This is a genomic window from Streptomyces sp. NPDC001822, assembly GCF_042892135.1.
In the GTDB taxonomy this organism is placed as follows: Bacteria; Actinomycetota; Actinomycetes; order Streptomycetales; family Streptomycetaceae; genus Streptomyces.
In genome coordinates, this window is record NZ_JBIATW010000021.1 from 36,809 (window position 1) to 52,763 (window position 15,955).

21 protein-coding genes are annotated in these 15,955 nt (G+C 72.6%); 6 read left to right on the plus strand and 15 right to left on the minus strand.

The window, feature by feature from the left end; translation table 11 throughout:
- Positions 1 to 12: 12 nt before the first annotated feature.
- The 4 genes from ACFYY2_RS32315 to ACFYY2_RS32330 form a co-directional block, all read right to left on the minus strand.
- Positions 13 to 642, minus strand: coding sequence for a TetR/AcrR family transcriptional regulator (locus tag ACFYY2_RS32315; protein WP_388749645.1), 630 nt, complete (start codon positions 640 to 642; stop codon positions 13 to 15).
- Between the two features lie 217 nt (positions 643 to 859).
- Positions 860 to 1,960 (minus strand): phosphotransferase, encoded by a 1,101-nt coding sequence (locus tag ACFYY2_RS32320; protein WP_388749647.1) that lies wholly within the window; start codon positions 1,958 to 1,960, stop codon positions 860 to 862.
- Between the two features lie 66 nt (positions 1,961 to 2,026).
- Positions 2,027 to 2,806: an HAD family hydrolase gene (locus tag ACFYY2_RS32325; protein ID WP_388749649.1), complete on the minus strand. Its 780-nt coding sequence runs from the start codon at positions 2,804 to 2,806 to the stop codon at positions 2,027 to 2,029.
- A gap of 51 nt (positions 2,807 to 2,857) precedes the next feature.
- Positions 2,858 to 3,787: a GntR family transcriptional regulator gene (locus tag ACFYY2_RS32330; protein ID WP_388749651.1), complete on the minus strand. Its 930-nt coding sequence runs from the start codon at positions 3,785 to 3,787 to the stop codon at positions 2,858 to 2,860.
- Positions 3,788 to 4,046: 259 nt separating this feature from the next.
- On the opposite strand from ACFYY2_RS32330, the gene ACFYY2_RS32335 reads away from it, so the two are divergent.
- The 4 genes from ACFYY2_RS32335 (at position 4,047) to ACFYY2_RS32350 (ending at position 6,205) form a co-directional block, all read left to right on the plus strand.
- Positions 4,047 to 4,211, plus strand: a complete 165-nt coding sequence (locus tag ACFYY2_RS32335) for a hypothetical protein (RefSeq protein WP_388749653.1) — start codon at positions 4,047 to 4,049, stop codon at positions 4,209 to 4,211.
- Between the two features lie 355 nt (positions 4,212 to 4,566).
- Positions 4,567 to 5,166, plus strand: coding sequence for a molybdopterin-dependent oxidoreductase (locus tag ACFYY2_RS32340; RefSeq protein ID WP_388749655.1), 600 nt, complete (start codon positions 4,567 to 4,569; stop codon positions 5,164 to 5,166).
- Positions 5,167 to 5,169: 3 nt separating this feature from the next.
- Entirely contained in the window at positions 5,170 to 5,874 is a 705-nt protein-coding gene (locus ACFYY2_RS32345) for an FAD-binding oxidoreductase (protein WP_388749657.1), read from the plus strand.
- Between the two features lie 61 nt (positions 5,875 to 5,935).
- Positions 5,936 to 6,205 (plus strand): DUF6510 family protein, encoded by a 270-nt coding sequence (locus tag ACFYY2_RS32350; protein WP_388749659.1) that lies wholly within the window; start codon positions 5,936 to 5,938, stop codon positions 6,203 to 6,205.
- Positions 6,206 to 6,230: 25 nt separating this feature from the next.
- On the opposite strand, the gene ACFYY2_RS32355 is transcribed toward ACFYY2_RS32350, so the two are convergent.
- The 3 genes from ACFYY2_RS32355 to ACFYY2_RS32365 form a co-directional block, all read right to left on the minus strand.
- Positions 6,231 to 7,484: a GNAT family N-acetyltransferase gene (locus ACFYY2_RS32355; RefSeq protein WP_388749661.1), complete on the minus strand. Its 1,254-nt coding sequence runs from the start codon at positions 7,482 to 7,484 to the stop codon at positions 6,231 to 6,233.
- A 109-nt stretch (positions 7,485 to 7,593) separates the two neighbouring features.
- Positions 7,594 to 8,571, minus strand: coding sequence for an asparaginase (locus ACFYY2_RS32360; protein WP_388749663.1), 978 nt, complete (start codon positions 8,569 to 8,571; stop codon positions 7,594 to 7,596).
- A 53-nt stretch (positions 8,572 to 8,624) separates the two neighbouring features.
- Positions 8,625 to 9,293, minus strand: a complete 669-nt coding sequence (locus tag ACFYY2_RS32365) for an ABC transporter substrate-binding protein (protein WP_388749665.1) — start codon at positions 9,291 to 9,293, stop codon at positions 8,625 to 8,627.
- Between the two features lie 115 nt (positions 9,294 to 9,408).
- On the opposite strand from ACFYY2_RS32365, the gene dtd reads away from it, so the two are divergent.
- On the plus strand, positions 9,409 to 9,858 hold the full coding sequence (gene dtd / locus ACFYY2_RS32370) for a D-aminoacyl-tRNA deacylase (RefSeq protein WP_388749667.1): 450 nt from the start codon (positions 9,409 to 9,411) through the stop codon (positions 9,856 to 9,858).
- A gap of 39 nt (positions 9,859 to 9,897) precedes the next feature.
- On the opposite strand, the gene ACFYY2_RS32375 is transcribed toward dtd, so the two are convergent.
- The 6 genes from ACFYY2_RS32375 to ACFYY2_RS32400 form a co-directional block, all read right to left on the minus strand.
- Complete coding sequence (locus ACFYY2_RS32375) at positions 9,898 to 10,863, minus strand: YgfZ/GcvT domain-containing protein (RefSeq protein WP_388749669.1); 966 nt, start codon at positions 10,861 to 10,863, stop codon at positions 9,898 to 9,900.
- A 30-nt stretch (positions 10,864 to 10,893) separates the two neighbouring features.
- The gene (locus ACFYY2_RS32380; protein ID WP_388749671.1) at positions 10,894 to 11,361 is read right to left on the minus strand and encodes a Fur family transcriptional regulator; all 468 of its coding nucleotides are present in this window, start codon (positions 11,359 to 11,361) and stop codon (positions 10,894 to 10,896) included.
- Between the two features lie 65 nt (positions 11,362 to 11,426).
- The gene (locus ACFYY2_RS32385; protein ID WP_327116252.1) at positions 11,427 to 11,999 is read right to left on the minus strand and encodes an FABP family protein; all 573 of its coding nucleotides are present in this window, start codon (positions 11,997 to 11,999) and stop codon (positions 11,427 to 11,429) included.
- Between the two features lie 252 nt (positions 12,000 to 12,251).
- On the minus strand, positions 12,252 to 13,160 hold the full coding sequence (locus ACFYY2_RS32390; protein WP_388749674.1) for a hypothetical protein: 909 nt from the start codon (positions 13,158 to 13,160) through the stop codon (positions 12,252 to 12,254).
- On the minus strand, positions 13,157 to 13,990 hold the full coding sequence (locus ACFYY2_RS32395) for a hypothetical protein (protein WP_388749675.1): 834 nt from the start codon (positions 13,988 to 13,990) through the stop codon (positions 13,157 to 13,159). Before ACFYY2_RS32395 ends, ACFYY2_RS32390 begins: the two co-directional genes overlap by 4 nt.
- Complete coding sequence (locus ACFYY2_RS32400; RefSeq protein WP_388749677.1) at positions 13,987 to 14,778, minus strand: hypothetical protein; 792 nt, start codon at positions 14,776 to 14,778, stop codon at positions 13,987 to 13,989. Before ACFYY2_RS32400 ends, ACFYY2_RS32395 begins: the two co-directional genes overlap by 4 nt.
- A 107-nt stretch (positions 14,779 to 14,885) precedes the next feature.
- Here ACFYY2_RS32400 and ACFYY2_RS32405 point away from each other — a divergent pair, with 107 nt between their 5' ends.
- Entirely contained in the window at positions 14,886 to 15,248 is a 363-nt protein-coding gene (locus ACFYY2_RS32405; protein WP_327116260.1) for a DsrE family protein, read from the plus strand.
- Positions 15,249 to 15,267: 19 nt separating this feature from the next.
- Here ACFYY2_RS32405 and ACFYY2_RS32410 read toward each other — a convergent pair whose 3' ends face one another.
- Both ACFYY2_RS32410 and ACFYY2_RS32415 read right to left on the minus strand, forming a co-directional pair.
- Positions 15,268 to 15,528, minus strand: a complete 261-nt coding sequence (locus ACFYY2_RS32410; RefSeq protein WP_388749679.1) for a DUF3099 domain-containing protein — start codon at positions 15,526 to 15,528, stop codon at positions 15,268 to 15,270.
- Between the two features lie 118 nt (positions 15,529 to 15,646).
- Positions 15,647 to 15,934 carry a DUF1416 domain-containing protein gene (locus ACFYY2_RS32415; RefSeq protein WP_014154938.1) on the minus strand — a complete coding sequence of 96 codons (288 nt, stop codon included), beginning with the start codon at positions 15,932 to 15,934 and terminating at the stop codon, positions 15,647 to 15,649.
- Positions 15,935 to 15,955: the final 21 nt, after the last annotated feature.

The following is a 15,955-nucleotide window of genomic DNA, read 5'->3' on the forward strand; positions in this document are numbered from 1 at the left end:
GCACAGCCCCCGTCAGGACCCGGGTCCGCTGAGGCCGTCCGCCAGCTGCACGAAGGCGGCCCCGGCTGCCGTCACCGCGTCGTCGTACACCTGCGCGGCGCTCTCCCCCGCGTCGATCCGGCGCCAGTTCTCCTCGGCGAGGATCCGCAGTACGGCGACGATCTGACCCGCCGCGAGCCGCGCCGCCACCGGGGTCGACGGGTCCAGCGCACGGGCGAGCGCCGCCTCGGACCGGCTCTGGTATCCGTACAGCCGGGCGACGAGCGACGGCGTGCCGTACAGCAGCCGGTGGAAGTCCAGCACGGCGGGGACGTCGCACAGCCCGGTCACCGGGTCGCGGCGCTCCAGGCCTTCCAGGTGGTGGCGGCGCAGGGCGTCCAGCGGGGTCGTGCCGGCCGGCCGGCCGGAGACGACGCGGGCCGGTTCGTCCTCGTGGTCCGCGAACCGGTGCAGGACCAGGTCCTCCTTGGCCGGGAAGTAGCGGAACAGCGTCGGCTTCGAGATGTCCGCCGCGGCGGCCACCTCGGCGACCGAGACCTTGTCGAAACCGCGCTCCAGGAACATCGAGATCGCCGCGTCGGAGACGGCCTGGTAGGTCTGCCGCTTCTTGCGCTCGCGCAGTCCGGGCTGCTCCGTGCTCATGACTCCGCTTCCACTGTGCTCACGACTCCGTGCCCGCCGATGAGTGCCCCGAGTCCGTCCGCCGGCTGTTCGCATCCCGGCACGTACGGGTGGCCGGGTCCGTCCGGCTCGCGCCTACAACATACGCAGAAGGGCTCCGCCGTGGCGTCGCGCCCGTGGCCCGCCGCCCGGCCGTGCCCCGCAGAAGCCGGCCGTCCGGCCCGCGCCCCGGGGAGGGTCAGGACACCGGCGCGGCGACGCCGGCGGCCTCCCGGCCCCGGAGCCACCTCGCGTAGGCCACCATGACCTCGCGCAGGGACGGTACGGCGTCGAGACCGAGGGGTTCGCGCGCCCGGTCCAGCACCTCCCGTACGCGGTACGCGGTCACCGGCAGCCCGCCGCGGGCGGGTCCCGCACCCGGGTGCACCAGCGCGATGGCCCCGCGGATCACGTCGGTGTAGACCGACTGGGCGCGCTTGTACGCCAGGAGCACGTCGAGGTCCTCACGCCACCCCTTCGCGCACTCGGGCCGCACGGCCCGCACCGCCGCCGCCCACAGGCGGGCGGTCCGCGCGGTCTCCCGGGCGGAGTACCGCATCAGGTGCAGGTGCGTGGCGAGGTCGTAGAGCGGATCACCGATCATGGACAGCTCCCAGTCGATGGTCCAGAGGTCGTCGGCCTCGTCCACGATGAAGTTCAGCCGGTGCAGGTCGCCGTGGACGAGCGTGAAGGGCCGGTCCGTCAGCCCCCGTGCCCGGCTTCTGATGCCGTCCAGCGCGCCGTCGCGCACCCCGAGTTCGTGCAGCAGCGAGCCGAACCTGCCCGCGTGCCGGCCGTGGACCTCGTGCTCGGTGAAGTCGATCAGGCTCTCCAGGAAGGCCGCGGAGTCACCGTCGCCCGGGTGGTCCGCCGGGGCGCAGAGCCGCGGCGCACCGATGGAGGCGGGGTCCAGCGCGACGAGTTCGCCGAAGAGCCGGCCCAGTTGCGCGGCGTGCCGCGCCGACAGGGCACCCGCCGCTCCGCGTCCGAGCGTGCGCCCCTCGATGAACCCCTGGAGGAGGACGTGCTCGTCGAGGACCAGGATGCCCGGTATCCGGCTCACCCGGCCCCGCAGGTCCAGCAGCAGCCGGTCCTCGGAGAGGAAGCACCTGCGGTCGAAGCTGAACAGCTCGGAGCGCGGTTCGTGCACCTTGCAGCGCAGCGGCCCGTCCGGCAGCGCGAAGACGTACGTCTCTCGGTAGTGGCCTCTGAACGGCCCTTCGATCACGGTCGCGTCACCACCGGGGCCCCGGCGGCCCGCCGGAAGTCCGCGCACGTCCACCGTGGTGTCGACCGTCACCGCCCGCTCCTTCGACCGTGGGGGGCCCGGGCGACCGCCGAGCGGCTCCCTTGCGGGCGCCTGCCTCTACCCGCGGACGCCGGCCGTCAGTCGTCCCATGCCCGGCGCGCCGGACGGCACGCGCCCGCGTGCCGTTTCCACGAGCCCCCGCAGTGAACGCACGGCCCACCGGCTCCCGGCGTCCTCGAGGGCACGGCGCTTGCGGTCGTTCACCGCGTAGCCAATGAACGGTACACCTACCGCCCTCGCCGCAAGCCAGTCCGCGGGGGAGTCCCCGATCATCACGGCGGCCGCCGGATCCGGGCAGCCGGTCGACTCCAGGGCCCGGAGCAGGCAGTGCGGATCGGGTTTCAGGAGTGCGAGATCGGGTGTACGTCCGTGGATGTGCTCGTCCGTCAGTGCCGCGGACTCGTGCCGGTCGAAGAAGCGGGCCACCGCGGCGGGTGAGTTGTTCGTCGTGACCGCCTGCCTCCAGCCACCGGCGTCCAGAGCCCCGATGAGCTCCAGCGCGTGCTGGGTCGGCGTGGCACCCGTGGCCGCCTCGATCTCCTCCGCGGCGAGACAGCGCTCGGCGCGCGCGGTCCGCTCTCCGGCTCCGTAGTGCGCGCCGACCGCCTGGAGCAGAGCCAGCGGGTCGCCCCCGCCGGACGCGGCGACCTCCGGGTCGCAGCCGGTCCTGCGCAGCTCCGCCGCGAGCCGTGTCGCCACCCCGGTCGCCGGGCGGGCGGCGAACAGGTCGCACAGCGGGCCGTCGAAGTCGAAGAGGACACATTCCGCCGCCGCGAGGAGGGCGGCGGGGCCGGACGCCGAGGCACCGTCAGGGGTGGCAGCGCGCCGAACACTCATGCAGTCGATCCGTTCACCAGGGCCGTCACCGGGTCGTCGTGCCGGGCACGGTCAGAAGGGCGCCTTCGTGGCCAGGTTGTCCCACGTGGCGTCGAAGAACTTACGCGCCGCCCGCACCACTCCGGCCTGTTCGGGGGTGGAGTCGGCCGAGGCCCGGAAGGGGTACAGCGTGGCCCCCGTGCCGTAGGCGTCGTACGTCGCGACGTCCTCCCCGTCGGGCAGGGTCGCGGTGCCCTCCTCCGGGATGTAGAAGCCCTGGAGCACCACCCGGTTGTTCAGGATGTACAGCTTCATCTGCGGCGAGAAGGGGACGAGGCGCACCTGCACGTCGACCTCCTCCACCAGCTTGAGCCGGCGGAGTTCGTAGAGCGCGGAGCGCAGCATCGTGACGTGGCTGTGCAGGATTCCGCCGAGCCGGGCGCGCACCCGCGGGTCGTCCTCACCGGTCACCTGGCGGGGGATCGCCAGGGACGTCGACTCGGCGTTCGGGAGGAGCAGGCGGGCGGTGATGCTGCGGGGCGGGCTGATCTCGCCCGCGACGATCCGGTCCTTCTGGTCGACGACCCGGGCGGCCAGGGACTCCGTCGTCATCGAGAAGACGTCGAGCCGGACGACGTTGGCCTCGAACGCCTCCACGAGGTACGGCTTGAGCAGTACGGGCGGCACACGCTCGGAGACGACGGCCCATACGTCGCTGTCGGGATGGGCGGTGGGCCTCGGCACGTGACGGGTGTCCCCGGTCTCCGACGCCACGAAGGAGCCGCTGCCCTGCCGGGTCACGATCAGCTCCTCCTTGCGCAGGAGGGACAAGGCCTGGTTGACCGTCGCCCGCGATACGCCGAAGCGCGTGGCCAGCTCCTCCTGCGTCGGCAGGCGCTCGCCCGGCTGGCGGGACTCGCTGTTGATCTCCTTGCGCAGCTCGTCGGCGACCCACCTGTACTGGAACTTGGTGTCACGCGGGGCAGATCCATGACTTGTCACGCTGCAACCCTACAACTTCCGCCCGTGCGCGTTGAGATGCCACGCGGCGCGGCACTCAGAATATCCACAAGACCTACAACTAACCGAACAACCAGACAAGTTTGCGATGTTACCTCGACAGGGCATACGTACGATACGTCAACACGGGGGACTTGTACGGCACTTGTCAGGTTCCTGCGCAGCGTCGCGCACAGCAGCCGGGCCTCCCCCACCAGCGGCGCGTTCGCGCCGATCCCGCATCCGGGAAGGAGTGAGCGCCATGCCCCTGTTCACCTTGGGCCTCGAGCAGATCATCCAGTGGAAGTACGGCGTCATGGGGACCTTCGGAGTCACCCTGCTGAGCTTCGGCCTCAAAGTCGGCAACCCCAACGTCGCCTGTGCGGGTGCCCTCATCCTGGCCCTGCTGTTCGCGCCGACCGACTGACACCCTTCCGCCGGCGGTCCACGCCGGCGGAACGGGCGCGGCGGAACTGGTGCCGTGGAACGGGTGCGGCGGAACTGGTGCGGCGGCGGCCCGACCCCGGGTGCCGCTCACGACGCGGGGCCCCCGTCGCGGCCGGCTCCCTGCCCTCGTGCCCCCTCCGGCTCCCGGACGCCCCGGCCCGGCGCCGAGATGCGCGTGGTCCGCAGGAGTGGAAGATGGAAGCAGGTGAGGGCCGGACGGCGTCACCGCGCACCGGCCGCGCACCGGCGGGCTTCCGGCAGACGGCGGGCCCACGGTCCGGGCCGGTCACGAGGTCCGGTCGGCAGGGGGGCTTCGACGCGAGGGTGAGCAGATCGTGGACAACTTCTCCCCGGGATTTCACGGGCGCACGCACCGCTTCGAGGGGCGGCTGCCCCCGGGCCAGTACCCCACCGAGTCCTTCCCGGTCCTCTCCGCCGGACCGACCCCCGAGGTGCTCACGGAGACCTGGGACTTCGGCATCACCACGGAGACCGGACAGCGCCACTACTGGGACTGGGACCGGATGATGGCGCTGCCCCAGGAGGACCTGACGGTCGACATCCACTGCGTGACGCGGTGGTCGAAGTTCGACACGTCCTGGCGCGGGGTCTCCCTCGACGCCTTCCTGGAGGACGTCGAGACCTCGGCGGACTTCGCGCTGGTGCACAGCGAGGGCGGGTACACCACCAACCTCCCGCTGGAGGACCTCCAGGACGGCAAGGCGTGGCTCGTGCACACCTACGACGGGTACGACCTGTCCCCCGAACACGGCGGCCCCGTACGCCTGCTCGTGCCGGCGCACTACCTGTGGAAGTCCGCGAAGTGGGTCAAGGGCATCTCCCTCACGCCGCAGAACGAGCCCGGATTCTGGGAGTCCGTCGGCTACCACGACTACGGCGACCCCTGGCGCGAGCAGCGCACCTGGAGCGACTGAGCGATGAGTTCCTGGAGGAGGGCCCGGCTCGTCGAGCGCCGGGAGCTGTCCACGACGGGGCGGTCGCTCCACTTCGACGTGCCCCACTGGCCCGGCCACCTGGCGGGACAGCACGTGGACGTCCGCCTGAGCGCGGACGACGGCTATCAGGCGGTACGCAGCTACTCGCTGGCCGCGCCGGGCAGAGGCACCCGTATCGAACTGGGCGTTCAGGCCGCGGCAGGGGGCGAGGTGTCCCCCTACCTCGCCGGGGACCTGCCCGTGGGCGCCGAGGTCGAGGTCAAGGGGCCGCTCGGCGGCTGGTTCGTCTGGCGCCCCGAGCAGGAGGATCCCGTCCTGCTGGTCGCGGGCGGCTGCGGAATCGCCCCCTTGATGGCGATGATCCGCGACCACCGGGAACACTCCGCGGCCCCCATGCATCTGGTCTACTCCGTCCGCGACCCCGCGCAGGTCTGGTACCGCGAGGAGCTCGCCGCCCCCCGGGACCTGGGGACCACCGTCCACCTGGTCCACACCCGCGAGGCTCCGCCGGACTCCCCCCGGCCGCCGGGCCGCGTGGGCGCCCGGGACCTGCCGCCACCGGCGGCCGCCGGTGGCGGGACCCTGTGCTTCGTGTGCGGGCCGACCGGCTTCGTGGAGCACGCCGCGGGGCTGCTCGTCGGCGCCGGCCACGCGCCCGGACGCATCCGCACCGAGCGCTTCGGGTGAGGCCGCCGCACCCGGCGCACCCGGTCCGTTCCCCGCGTCACCACCCGATCCGGAGGCACGTATGAACACCCCCTCGTACCGCGACGGCAACGCCCTGGCGGGCCCGCTGTCGGAGATCTTCACGACGGACCCGACCGCCGCCTGGCGGCGCTGCCCCGACTGCGGGCTGACGGGCTCGCTGGCCCAGCTCCGCGTCTACGGCCCGGAACCGGGCCTGACCGGCCGGTGCCCGGGGTGCGACGCCATGGCCCTGCGCCTGGTCGAGCAGCCGGGTCACCTCTGGCTGCAGATGGGCAACGGCGGCGGGGCGTTCCGCTTCCCGCGCCTCTGACGGGGCGCCGCCGGACGGCCGCCGGTCAGAACACGTCCGGGCACCAGGCCCGTCGCGGTGCCCGGAACAACGCGTCCGCCGAGAGCGCCGCACCGGCCCGGTGTTCGTCCAGCCGCCCGAGTGCCGCCAGCCGCACCGGCGACTCGTCGCCGAGGTAGAGGGTGCCCAGCTCCGCCACGTCCAGCGTCAGGTCGGCCTCCCGCGTCGTGGGGGTGCAGGAGGCACCCGACGGTGAGCCCTCCAGCAGGAAGCGGCCGCCCGCGAGGCCCGCGGCATCACGCACCTCCAGGACCAGGGCGCCCTCGCGACCGTACGTACGCGCCTCCAGCGCGCGCGGGACGTCCAGGACGCGCAGCCACAGGAAGTCGGCCAGCGTCACGAGCCGGGCGGCGCGGGGATCGGGGAGGAACAGGGGCAGCAGGTCGTCCGGGGCGCGGTGGCCCGAGCGCACGGTGGTGATCCAGTCGATGGAGCAGACGAACTCCCACAGGGCCCGCTCCGCCGCCGGGGTCGCGGCGATCATGCCGGCCACGGTCGCCTTGTTGAGCGGCTGCTTCCCGTCGCCCCAGCGGTCGTCGGCGCGATACGTCATCACCCCGTCGGTCTCCCCGTCCGCGGACCGGTACACCGCATGGAACGGCTCCGTCCACTTCTCGAACGCGGGTACGTCCATGCCGGTGTTCCGCTTCCACCAGCGCTCGTCACGGGACACCACCCCCTGTTGCCTGCCGGCGAGACGCGCGTGGAGACCGGGGCCCAGCGCGCGCACCTCGGCGCCGTCGGCCAGCTCGATCCGGCCGCCGTCCGCCCCGGACGGCACCCGCCGCCGCGGGTCGAATCCGGCCCGCGGGACGTCGATCTCCCATTCGGCGGCCCAGGCGGCCGGCCCGAATCCGTACCGCCCGTAGATCGGGTACTCGGCGGCGATCAGTGAGGCGACCACGTCGCCGCGTTCCTTGGCCGCCGCGAGGTCCGCGGCCATCATCCGGCTGAGCAGCCCGCGCCGCCGGTGCGTGGCGGTCACCGTGACGGCCGTGATCGCGTCGGCCCGCACCGTGGCACCGCCGACGACGGTCAGCTCCTGCGCGAAAGACCGGAAGGTGGCCACGCAGCGCCCCGCGTCGAACACACCCTGGGTGCGGGTGAGATCGGTCTGGGCGAGGCGCCAGGCGACCTCCTCGTCCCCGGGCACCGACGGCGCCCGGAGGAATCCGGTTCCCACGGCGCGCAGCCAGTCGGGGTACTCGGCGGCGGTCACGGTACGCGGATCATGGTTCATGCCCGCCACGCTAGGCAGAAGCAGCTCGCCGTGTCGCCCGCATTTCCGCGGCCACGCGGCCGCGGCCCGGCCGCCGGGCGTTCTGAGCCCGGCGGCCGGGCCGCCGGGCTCAGAATGCCGCCCGGATCTCCCCCACCTCGGCCGCGCCGCCCAGCAGCGGCGCGCTGCCGATGCGGGCCACCACGGGTGCGTCGACGCCGAGGAGGCCGAGAGCGCGGGCCAGCACCGGACCCAGGGCCCGCGTGGAACCGTCGTCGATCTTGAAGGCCAGTGCCCTGCCGTCGGGGAGCGCGACCGCCTGCACCGCCTCGGCACCCATCTTGGAGAGCGTGCCCGGCACCTCCCGCATCAGCCAGGTGTCCGGGCGCCGGGTGCCCGCGACGTACTCGGGGTGCGCCCGCATCGCGTCCGCGACCCTGCGCTCCGCCGAACCGGGCTCCGCCAGCACGAACGTCCGGAAGGCGCGGGCCAGCCCCACCAGGCCGATCGCCATCAGCGGGGCCCCGCAGCCGTCCGTGCCGAGCGCCGCGACGGGCTCGCCCGCCGACTCCGCGACGACCTCGCCGACCAGGCGCTGCAGCGGATGGGCCGGGTCGAGGTACGTGGCGGTGTCCCAGCCGTTGCGGACGCAGACCGCGAGCATCGCCGCGTGCTTGCCCGAGCAGTTCATGGTGAGCGGTTCCCGCACCCCGCCCGCCGCCAGGTAGGCCTCCGCCTGGACGGGGTCCAGCGGAAGGTCCGGCGGGGTCTGGAGGTCGTCCGGCTTCAGCCCGTGCTCGGCGAGCATCGTGCGCACCAGGTCGAGGTGGAAGTCCTCCCCCGAGTGGCTCGCGGCGGCCAGCGCCAGCCGCTCGCCCGAGAGATCCAGCCCGGCACGCAGGATCGCGGCGGCCTGCATCGGCTTGTTCGACGAGCGCGGGAAGACCGGGGCCGCCGGGTCGCCGAGTGCGAGCTCCACGCTCCCGTCCGCGGCCAGGACGACCAGGGATCCCCGGTGATGGCCCTCGGTGAACCCGGACCGCACGACCTCGGCGAGTACCGGGTGCGCGGGGGACGGGGACGTCGACGGGGCTATGAAGGAGGTCATGGGGCGGGTGGCCTTCCGGGGGCGGGGCGTGACCCGCCCCCGGAAGGGTCGCTTCAGGCGAGCAGGTCCTCTACTTGTGCTTCTCCGTCACGGTACCTGCGGGCGATCTCCGCGCTGCAATCGTCGACGGTCCGCTGGAGCCGGTGACGCCGCCGGGAGACCCGCTGCTCGTAGCGCACGAGCCGTCCCATGGCCGTGAGCAGCTCTTCGTCCGTCCGGGCATCGAGGTCGGACAGCTCGACCTCCGCGAGCGTGTCCGCCGCCAGCTGCCGGTACTCGTCGCTGCGCGGAGTGGTCAGGGTGACGTGCCGGGCCGAGGAGCGGTGGACGGACGGGGTGTCGGCGAGGATCTCCGACAGCCGGTCCACGACGGGCGACTCGGGGCCGGAACGGCGGGCCAGCTCGGCCCGCAGGATGTCGATCCGGCCCTGGACCAGACGGCGTACGTAACTGAGGTCCGCCTCGTCGCGCTGGGCGTCACGGCGCAGCGTGCGCAGATCCGGCAGCCGCAGCCCGCCGAACTCGGCCTGCGGGCGCACGGAGGCGAGTCCCGCCCCCGCCGTCTGCCCCGGCACGGACACCGCGCCCGGCAGCCGCGCGGGAGGCGTCACGGGCGGGTGGGCGGGCGAAGTACCGTTCCGCTGGACCGGTGGCCGCAGGCTGCCGGCCGTGCACGGCACCGGTGCGGCACCGGGCGACGGCCCGGTTCCCTGTGTGGTCATGATGTTCCGTCCCCTCGACCGGTGCGTCGGCACACCGACATCGTGCATGGTGCCACTACGCACGGTGTTCATGCAGGTGCTCTGTACCCGTTCAGCCCAAGATAGGTTGGTCTGTATGCGTGCAGTGATACAGAGGGTGGACGGCGCGAGCGTCGCCGTGGCGGGCGGCCCGGACGGCGCTCCGGGGCCGGGGACGGTCGGCGAGATCGTCGGCGAGGGACTGTGTGTGCTGGTCGGAGTCACTCACGGGGACACCGCGGAGAAGGCGGCGCAGCTCGCCCGCAAGCTGTGGACCCTGCGGATCCTTGAGGGCGAGAAGTCCTGCTCGGACGTGAATGCACCGCTTTTGGTCATTTCGCAGTTCACTCTCTACGGGGACGCCAGGAAGGGCCGCAGGCCCACGTGGAACGCCGCCGCACCCGGCGAGGTCGCCGAACCGCTGGTCGACGAGGTGGTGACGCAATTGCGGGCGCTCGGCGCCCGGGTGGAGACGGGCCGGTTCGGAGCGGACATGCGCGTCACGCTCACGAATCACGGCCCGTTCACCGTGCTGGTCGAGGTGTAGCGCGCGGCCGCTCCGGCTGGACGGCCGCGCGTAGGACTTCTACGGCTCGACGACCGTCTCCTGTGCCGCCGCGGTGTCACCCGCGATCAGTTCCGCGTCCACGGCGACGTTCCGCTTCACCAGCGCCAGGGCGATCGGGCCCAGCTCGTGGTGGCGGGCGGACGTCGTGATGAAGCCGAGCTGGCGGCCCTCCTCACCGTCGGCGGCGAGCCGGACCGGCGTCCCGTGCCCCGGCAGGTGGACCTCGCTGCCGTCCAGGTGCAGGAAGACGAGGCGGCGCGGCGGCTTCCCCAGGTTGTGGACGCGGGCGACCGTCTCTTGACCCCGGTAGCAGCCCTTCTGGAGATGCACGGCGGTGCCGATCCAGCCCAGCTCGTGCGGGATGGTCCGGTGGTCGGTCTCGAAGCCCACGCGCGGCCGGTGCGCCTCGATGCGCAGCGCCTCGTACGCCAGGATGCCCACGGCCGGGCCGTGGGCGTCCGCGAACGCCTCCAGGTCCGCCCGGGGCAGGAACAGGTCGCGGCCGTGCGCCGTCTCGCGCACGGCGGTGCCCTCCGGGGCCTCGGCGATCGAACCGGCCGGGAGGTGGACGACGGCGAAGTCCCCGGTGCGGTCCGCGACGTCGACGCGGTAGAAGAACTTCATCGAGTCCAGGTACGCGATCAGATCGCCCTGGGTCCCCGGCTCGACGTGCGTCCACACCGTCGTGCCGTCGTCGACCAGGTACAGGGCGTGCTCGATGTGCCCGTTCGCGGAGAGGATCAGCGACTCGGTGGCCTGGTTCGGCGCGAGGTCGCTGACGTGCTGGGTGAGCAGCAGGTGCAGCCAGGCCAGCCGGTCCTCGCCCGTGACGGTGACGACACCGCGGTGCGAGAGGTCGACGAGGCCGCTGCCGTCGGCGAGTGCGCGTTGCTCACGGAACAGGTCGCCGTAATGCGCGGCGACGCCTTCGTCGCGCCCCTCGGCGGGGACGGCGCCGGGCAGGGACAGCAGGGGGCTCTTCATGCGACCAGCGTACGACTCGTACGGACCGGACTACCGCTCGCCGTGGGCGTCCTCCGCCGGACCGCCGGCGCCCCGGGCCGCCTTCGCCGCGCACGCGGCACAGCGGCCGAAGATCGCGAAGTGCTTCATGTCGGTCTCGAAGCCGAACGTGTCCCGCAGCTTGGCGGTGAAGTCCTCGACGACGCCGACGTCGGCCTCGATGACGTCCGTGCAGTCCCGGCAGACCAGGTGGATGTGGTGGTGGCGGTCGGCCAGGTGGTACGTCGGGGCGCCGTGCCCCAGGTGGGCGTGGCTGACCAGACCCAGCTCCTCCAGGAGCTCCAGGGTCCGGTAGACGGTGGAGATGTTCACCCCGGCCGCGGTCCTGCGCACCTCGCCGAGGATGTCATCGGGAGTCGCGTGCTCCAGCTTGTCGACCGCCTCCAGGACGAGCTGTCGCTGAGGCGTCAGCCGGTAGCCGCGCTGCCGAAGATCCGTCTTCCAGTCGGTGCTCACCACAGCCCCAGTGTAGGGCGGGGCGGGCACGGGCCCGCGGTTCCTCGCGGAACGGGGCCCGGGACCGGCTACTTGAAGAAGGCGATGCCGTCGTCCGGCAGGTCCCCGAGGCCCCTGGCCATCTCGGCGACCTCCTCCGGGGTGACGACCTTCTTCAGGTGCGCGGACATGTACGGCCGCATCTCCACGTCGGGGGTGGACTTCTCGCCGACCCACATCAGGTCGCTGTTCACATAGCCGTAGAGCCGCTTGCCGCCGCTGTAGGGGCCGGAGGCCGCGGTGCGGGCCACCGCGTCGGTGACCACGTCGATCTGCGGCTTCTGCTTCGCCAGCTCGCCGTACCAGACCTCGACGACACCCTGGTCGCGGACCATGACGATCTCGACGTTGCGGTCCTTGTCGATGCGCCAGTAGCCGGACTCGGTCTCCAGCGGCTTGACCTGGTTGCCCTCGGCGTCCAGGACCCAGGAGTGCGAGACGTACTCCAGGAAGTCACGGCCGTCGTGGCTGAAGGTGACCTCCTGCCCGAAGTTGCACTTCTCGGCGCCGGGGAAGTCGGACACGCCGGCGCCCGCCCAGTTCCCGAGGAGGAAGGCCAGCGGCACGAGGTCCGGGTGGAGGTCGGACGGAATCTCGATCATGAGCGGCTCAGACGATCTGTGAGGGTGTACGGAAGGAGTTCGGCGAGGGTCAGCGCTGGCCCTGGTACAGCTTCTTCACGGTCACCGCCGCGAAGGCGAGAACGCCGACGCAGACCAGGACCAGCAGGGCGGAGAAGAAAGCCTCAAGCACGGGAGCTCCTCGAAACGAACGACACGACGGCAGTACGCGTCCGGGCCCCCAGCCTAATGGGTGGGGGCCCGGCACGGCGTCCGGGGGTTTCCCGGGCGCGGTCAGCCCAGCAGCTGGTTCTGCAGGATCAGCGTCTGGTGGAACGGAACGGTGTCCGTGCCCGCCGCGCCCTTCCGCGCGTGGATCACGAGCGCGACGGTGTCCCCGGCCAGCACGTACGCGTGCCGGACCTGCTCCCCGCCGTACGGCTTCGCCTCCGTGTACACGCGGGGCGTGGTGTACTCCACGCCGCCCGTCGCCGGCCAGTCGTCGTCGGTGGCGATGTCCGTGATCCCGGCGAGCGGCTGCGGGTACGACCCGGTGCCGAACAGCTGGTCCTGGAACTCGGTGGAGAACGCCACCGAGTTGAACTGGAGCAGGTAGACCCGGGAGGACGTCCCGTCCGGCATGGTCCAGGAGCGGGCCGCGATGTGCCGGAGCGCCGAGTCCTTCAGCCGCTGGGTGAGAGCCGCCCGGTCGCCCTTCGGGTACTCGGAGACGTACTGCGCGGTGGTGACCCAGCCGTCGGCCTTGGCATCCGTCTTCGCCCCGGCCGGGGCCGGCAGCAGGAGGCGCCGCAGGTCGGCGTGGTGGACCTCCGCGGCGTTGGCGTCGCCGAACGGGCGGGGCGCGCCGGCCGGGAGGGCCGGCAGGGTCAGCCGGGGGTAGTCCCAGCGGCCGTCGTCCTCGGTGGCCAGCCCGGGCACGTCGGTGCGCGACATCGAGGTGATGCCCGCGACCGTGCCCGCGCCGAGACCGCCGAGGACCAGCACGGCCGCCGTCCACCGGGCGACGGCCCGCAGGGCCCTGCGGGGCGGCCGGGGCGGGGTCGGCGGGAGATCGTCGTGCCCGGGTTCCCGCGGCGGGTCCTCCTGCTGCGGCGGGTCCTGCGGCACGGGGGGCGGGGGCAGCGGGGGGAGGTCCCCGACGAGGGCGGCCCCGCCTGCCGGTTCGGCCGTCTTCTCGGTCATACGTACTCCCCCGGGGACGTGATGTGCTCCAGCTGGTCCTTCAGCAGCTCGGCGACGGCGGCCTTGTCGAAGGGCTTGGCGCCGGCCGCCGAGACGCTGATGACCAGCTCGCCGTCGTAGGCGGTGCAGAACATGTTCTCGATCCCGCTCTTGCTGTCCTTGGGCAACAGGAAGCACTTGGCCTTGCGCGTCTGGCCCTTGATCTTCGGCCCCTCGCGGAGGACGCCGACGGCGTCGAACAGCTCCGCCCGGAAGGTGTGGAGATCCCTGACGGCCTTCTTGTCCTTCATCCGCACGATCTGGGTGTTCACGACCAGGTCGTTGGTGTCCGACACGTACGAACGGGCGGCGAGGCCCTGCACGCGGAGCTTGTCCACCCGCTTGTCGAACTCCCGGCGCTGCTTCCCGGCGAGCCCCCGGTTGGACTGCTTCATCGCGGCGGCCGCCTCCCTGCCGGTGACCTCGCCGTCGTTGCCGAGTTCCTCGATGTCGGGCCCCAGCCGGTAGTCGGCGGGAACGGGCAGCAGCAGCTTGCCGAGTTCCGTGTCGGTCCGGCCCCGGGTGGAGTCGCCGGCCGGGTCCTTGCCGGCCCCGTGCCCGGCTCCGCCCCAGACCGTCGTCGCCACGGTCCGGTCCGCACCGTCGACCGTGATCGCCGTGAACGCGGCCGCGCCCCCGACGCAGCCGACAACGAGGACCGCGGGAAGCGCGGTGAGCAGGATCCGTCGGACCTTCCCCGGGCGCGCCGGGGCGTCGGCGGGGAGCGGGGACACGTCGGGCGTCCCGGGAGCCGCGGGTGCGTCGGCGGCGGGCGGGCTGATGTCGTTCACAGGAGCTCCAGCTGTCGCTCGGCCAGCGTGCGGATGTCCTTCTTGCCGATCGGCACGGTGTCGAACACGTTGACCTCGACCATGATGTCGCCGCGGTGCATGACGGCCCTGGCCCGGTACAGCGGCATGTATCCGGCCTTCGTGACGACCGGGTACAGGTAGTAGCGGCCACTGCCGCTGCCCTTCACCGGATCGCCCTCGTTGCCGGCTCCGTGCTCCTTCCAGGGCATGTACGACCGCTGGCCTTCGGCGTACCCCTCCGCCTCGGCGAGCGGCCCGGAGCGGAACTGGACGAGCCGCACGTTGGCCTCGCGGTGTGCGCCCTTCTTCCAGGCGGCGCCCGCGACCCGGCGGATGTCGGACTCCAGGAGGTATTCGAGGTGGGAGTCCGGTTCGTCGAACTCGCGCGCGTAACCGTCCACGCTCATCCAGCCGTCGTTCAGCGCGCCCGCGTCCTCGTCGTCGCTCCAGCCGGCCGGACGCTTCATGATCAGATCGCGCAGATCCCCGTCCGTCCGCACCTGGTGGTCCTGCGAAGCGGGAAGCGGCGCCGGGGCCTTGTCCGCCGGAAGCGCCTTCGCCGGATAGGCGAGTTGCGCCTGCGACAGTGCGGGCAGCGGTGTCGGCGGCCGCCCGGCCTGGACTCCGTAACCGACGGCCGTGCCGGCGGAGACGCCGAGCAGAGCGGCCGTCGCGATCAGCAGGGCCGTACGTCCGCGCCGGCGCGGCTGCACCACGACGGCCGGCGGACCGGCCGGCATGTCGCCCATGGTGTCGTTCTGTTCCAAAAGGGTCCCCCCATGAGACCTGAGGCACAGGTGTTCGTTCATCCGTGCACACAGCTGACCCACAGATCACCGGGGAGGTTGCACACCGGAGGATTACAGTTCGATACATGTCGAAGAAGCTCGTGATCAAGGTGACTGCAGGCGCCGACTCCCCCGAGCGCTGCTCACAGGCCTTCACCGTGGCGGCCGTCGCCGTCGCCAGCGGGGTCGAGGTGTCGCTCTGGCTGACCGGCGAGTCCGCCTGGTTCGCCCTGCCGGGGCGCGCCGCGGAGTTCGAACTCCCGCACGCCGCGCCCCTGCCCGACCTGGTCGACTCGATCCTGGCGGGCGGGCGGATCACGCTCTGCACCCAGTGCGCGGCACGCCGGGACATCACGGAGAAGGACGTCCTGGACGGCGTGCGGATCGCGGGGGCCCAGGTCTTCGTGCAGGAGGCCATGGCCGACGGCACGCAGGCGCTCGTCTACTGACGCGCCCGGCCCGGGGCCGTCACCCGCGGCGCTTCCTGCCGTCCAGCTCGTCCCACCACTCGTCCGACTCCGGGTCGCCCGAGGGATCGTCCCACCAACGGTCCTCCGGGCCCCGGCGGTTGGCGATCACCGCCGCGGCGGGCGGGATGACGGCGGCGACCACGCACATCGCCACGGCGGCGGGCACCGACCACAGGCGCACGAAGGCCCAGGCGGACACGAAGAGGACGATGCAGCCGCCCATCATCAGGAAATAGGTGCGCTTGCGCCGCGCGTACATGACTCCAGCGTAGGACCCGGGGCGCGGAACGTCCGCGGACGGCGCGAAGGGCCGCACCCCTGTCCAGGTGGCGTCCAACCCCCTGGGGTGCGGCCCTCCGGCCGGATTCGCGCGCGAACTACACGGCGATGGCGACCTCGGCGAGGCCACCGGTCTGCGCGACGACCGTGCGGTCGGCGGTGCCGCCGGGAACCAGGGCACGGAGCGTCCAGGTGCCCTCGGCCGCGTAGAAGCGGAACTGACCGGTCGCCGAGGTCGGGACCTCCGCGGTGAACTCACCGGTCGAGTCCAGCAGACGGACGTAGCCGGTGACCGGCTCGCCGTCGCGGGTCACGCTGCCCTGGATGGTCGTCTCGCCCGGCTTGATCGTCGAAGCGTCGGGGCCGCCGGCCTGTGCTCCACACATGGTGTTCAGTCCTTCTGGTCG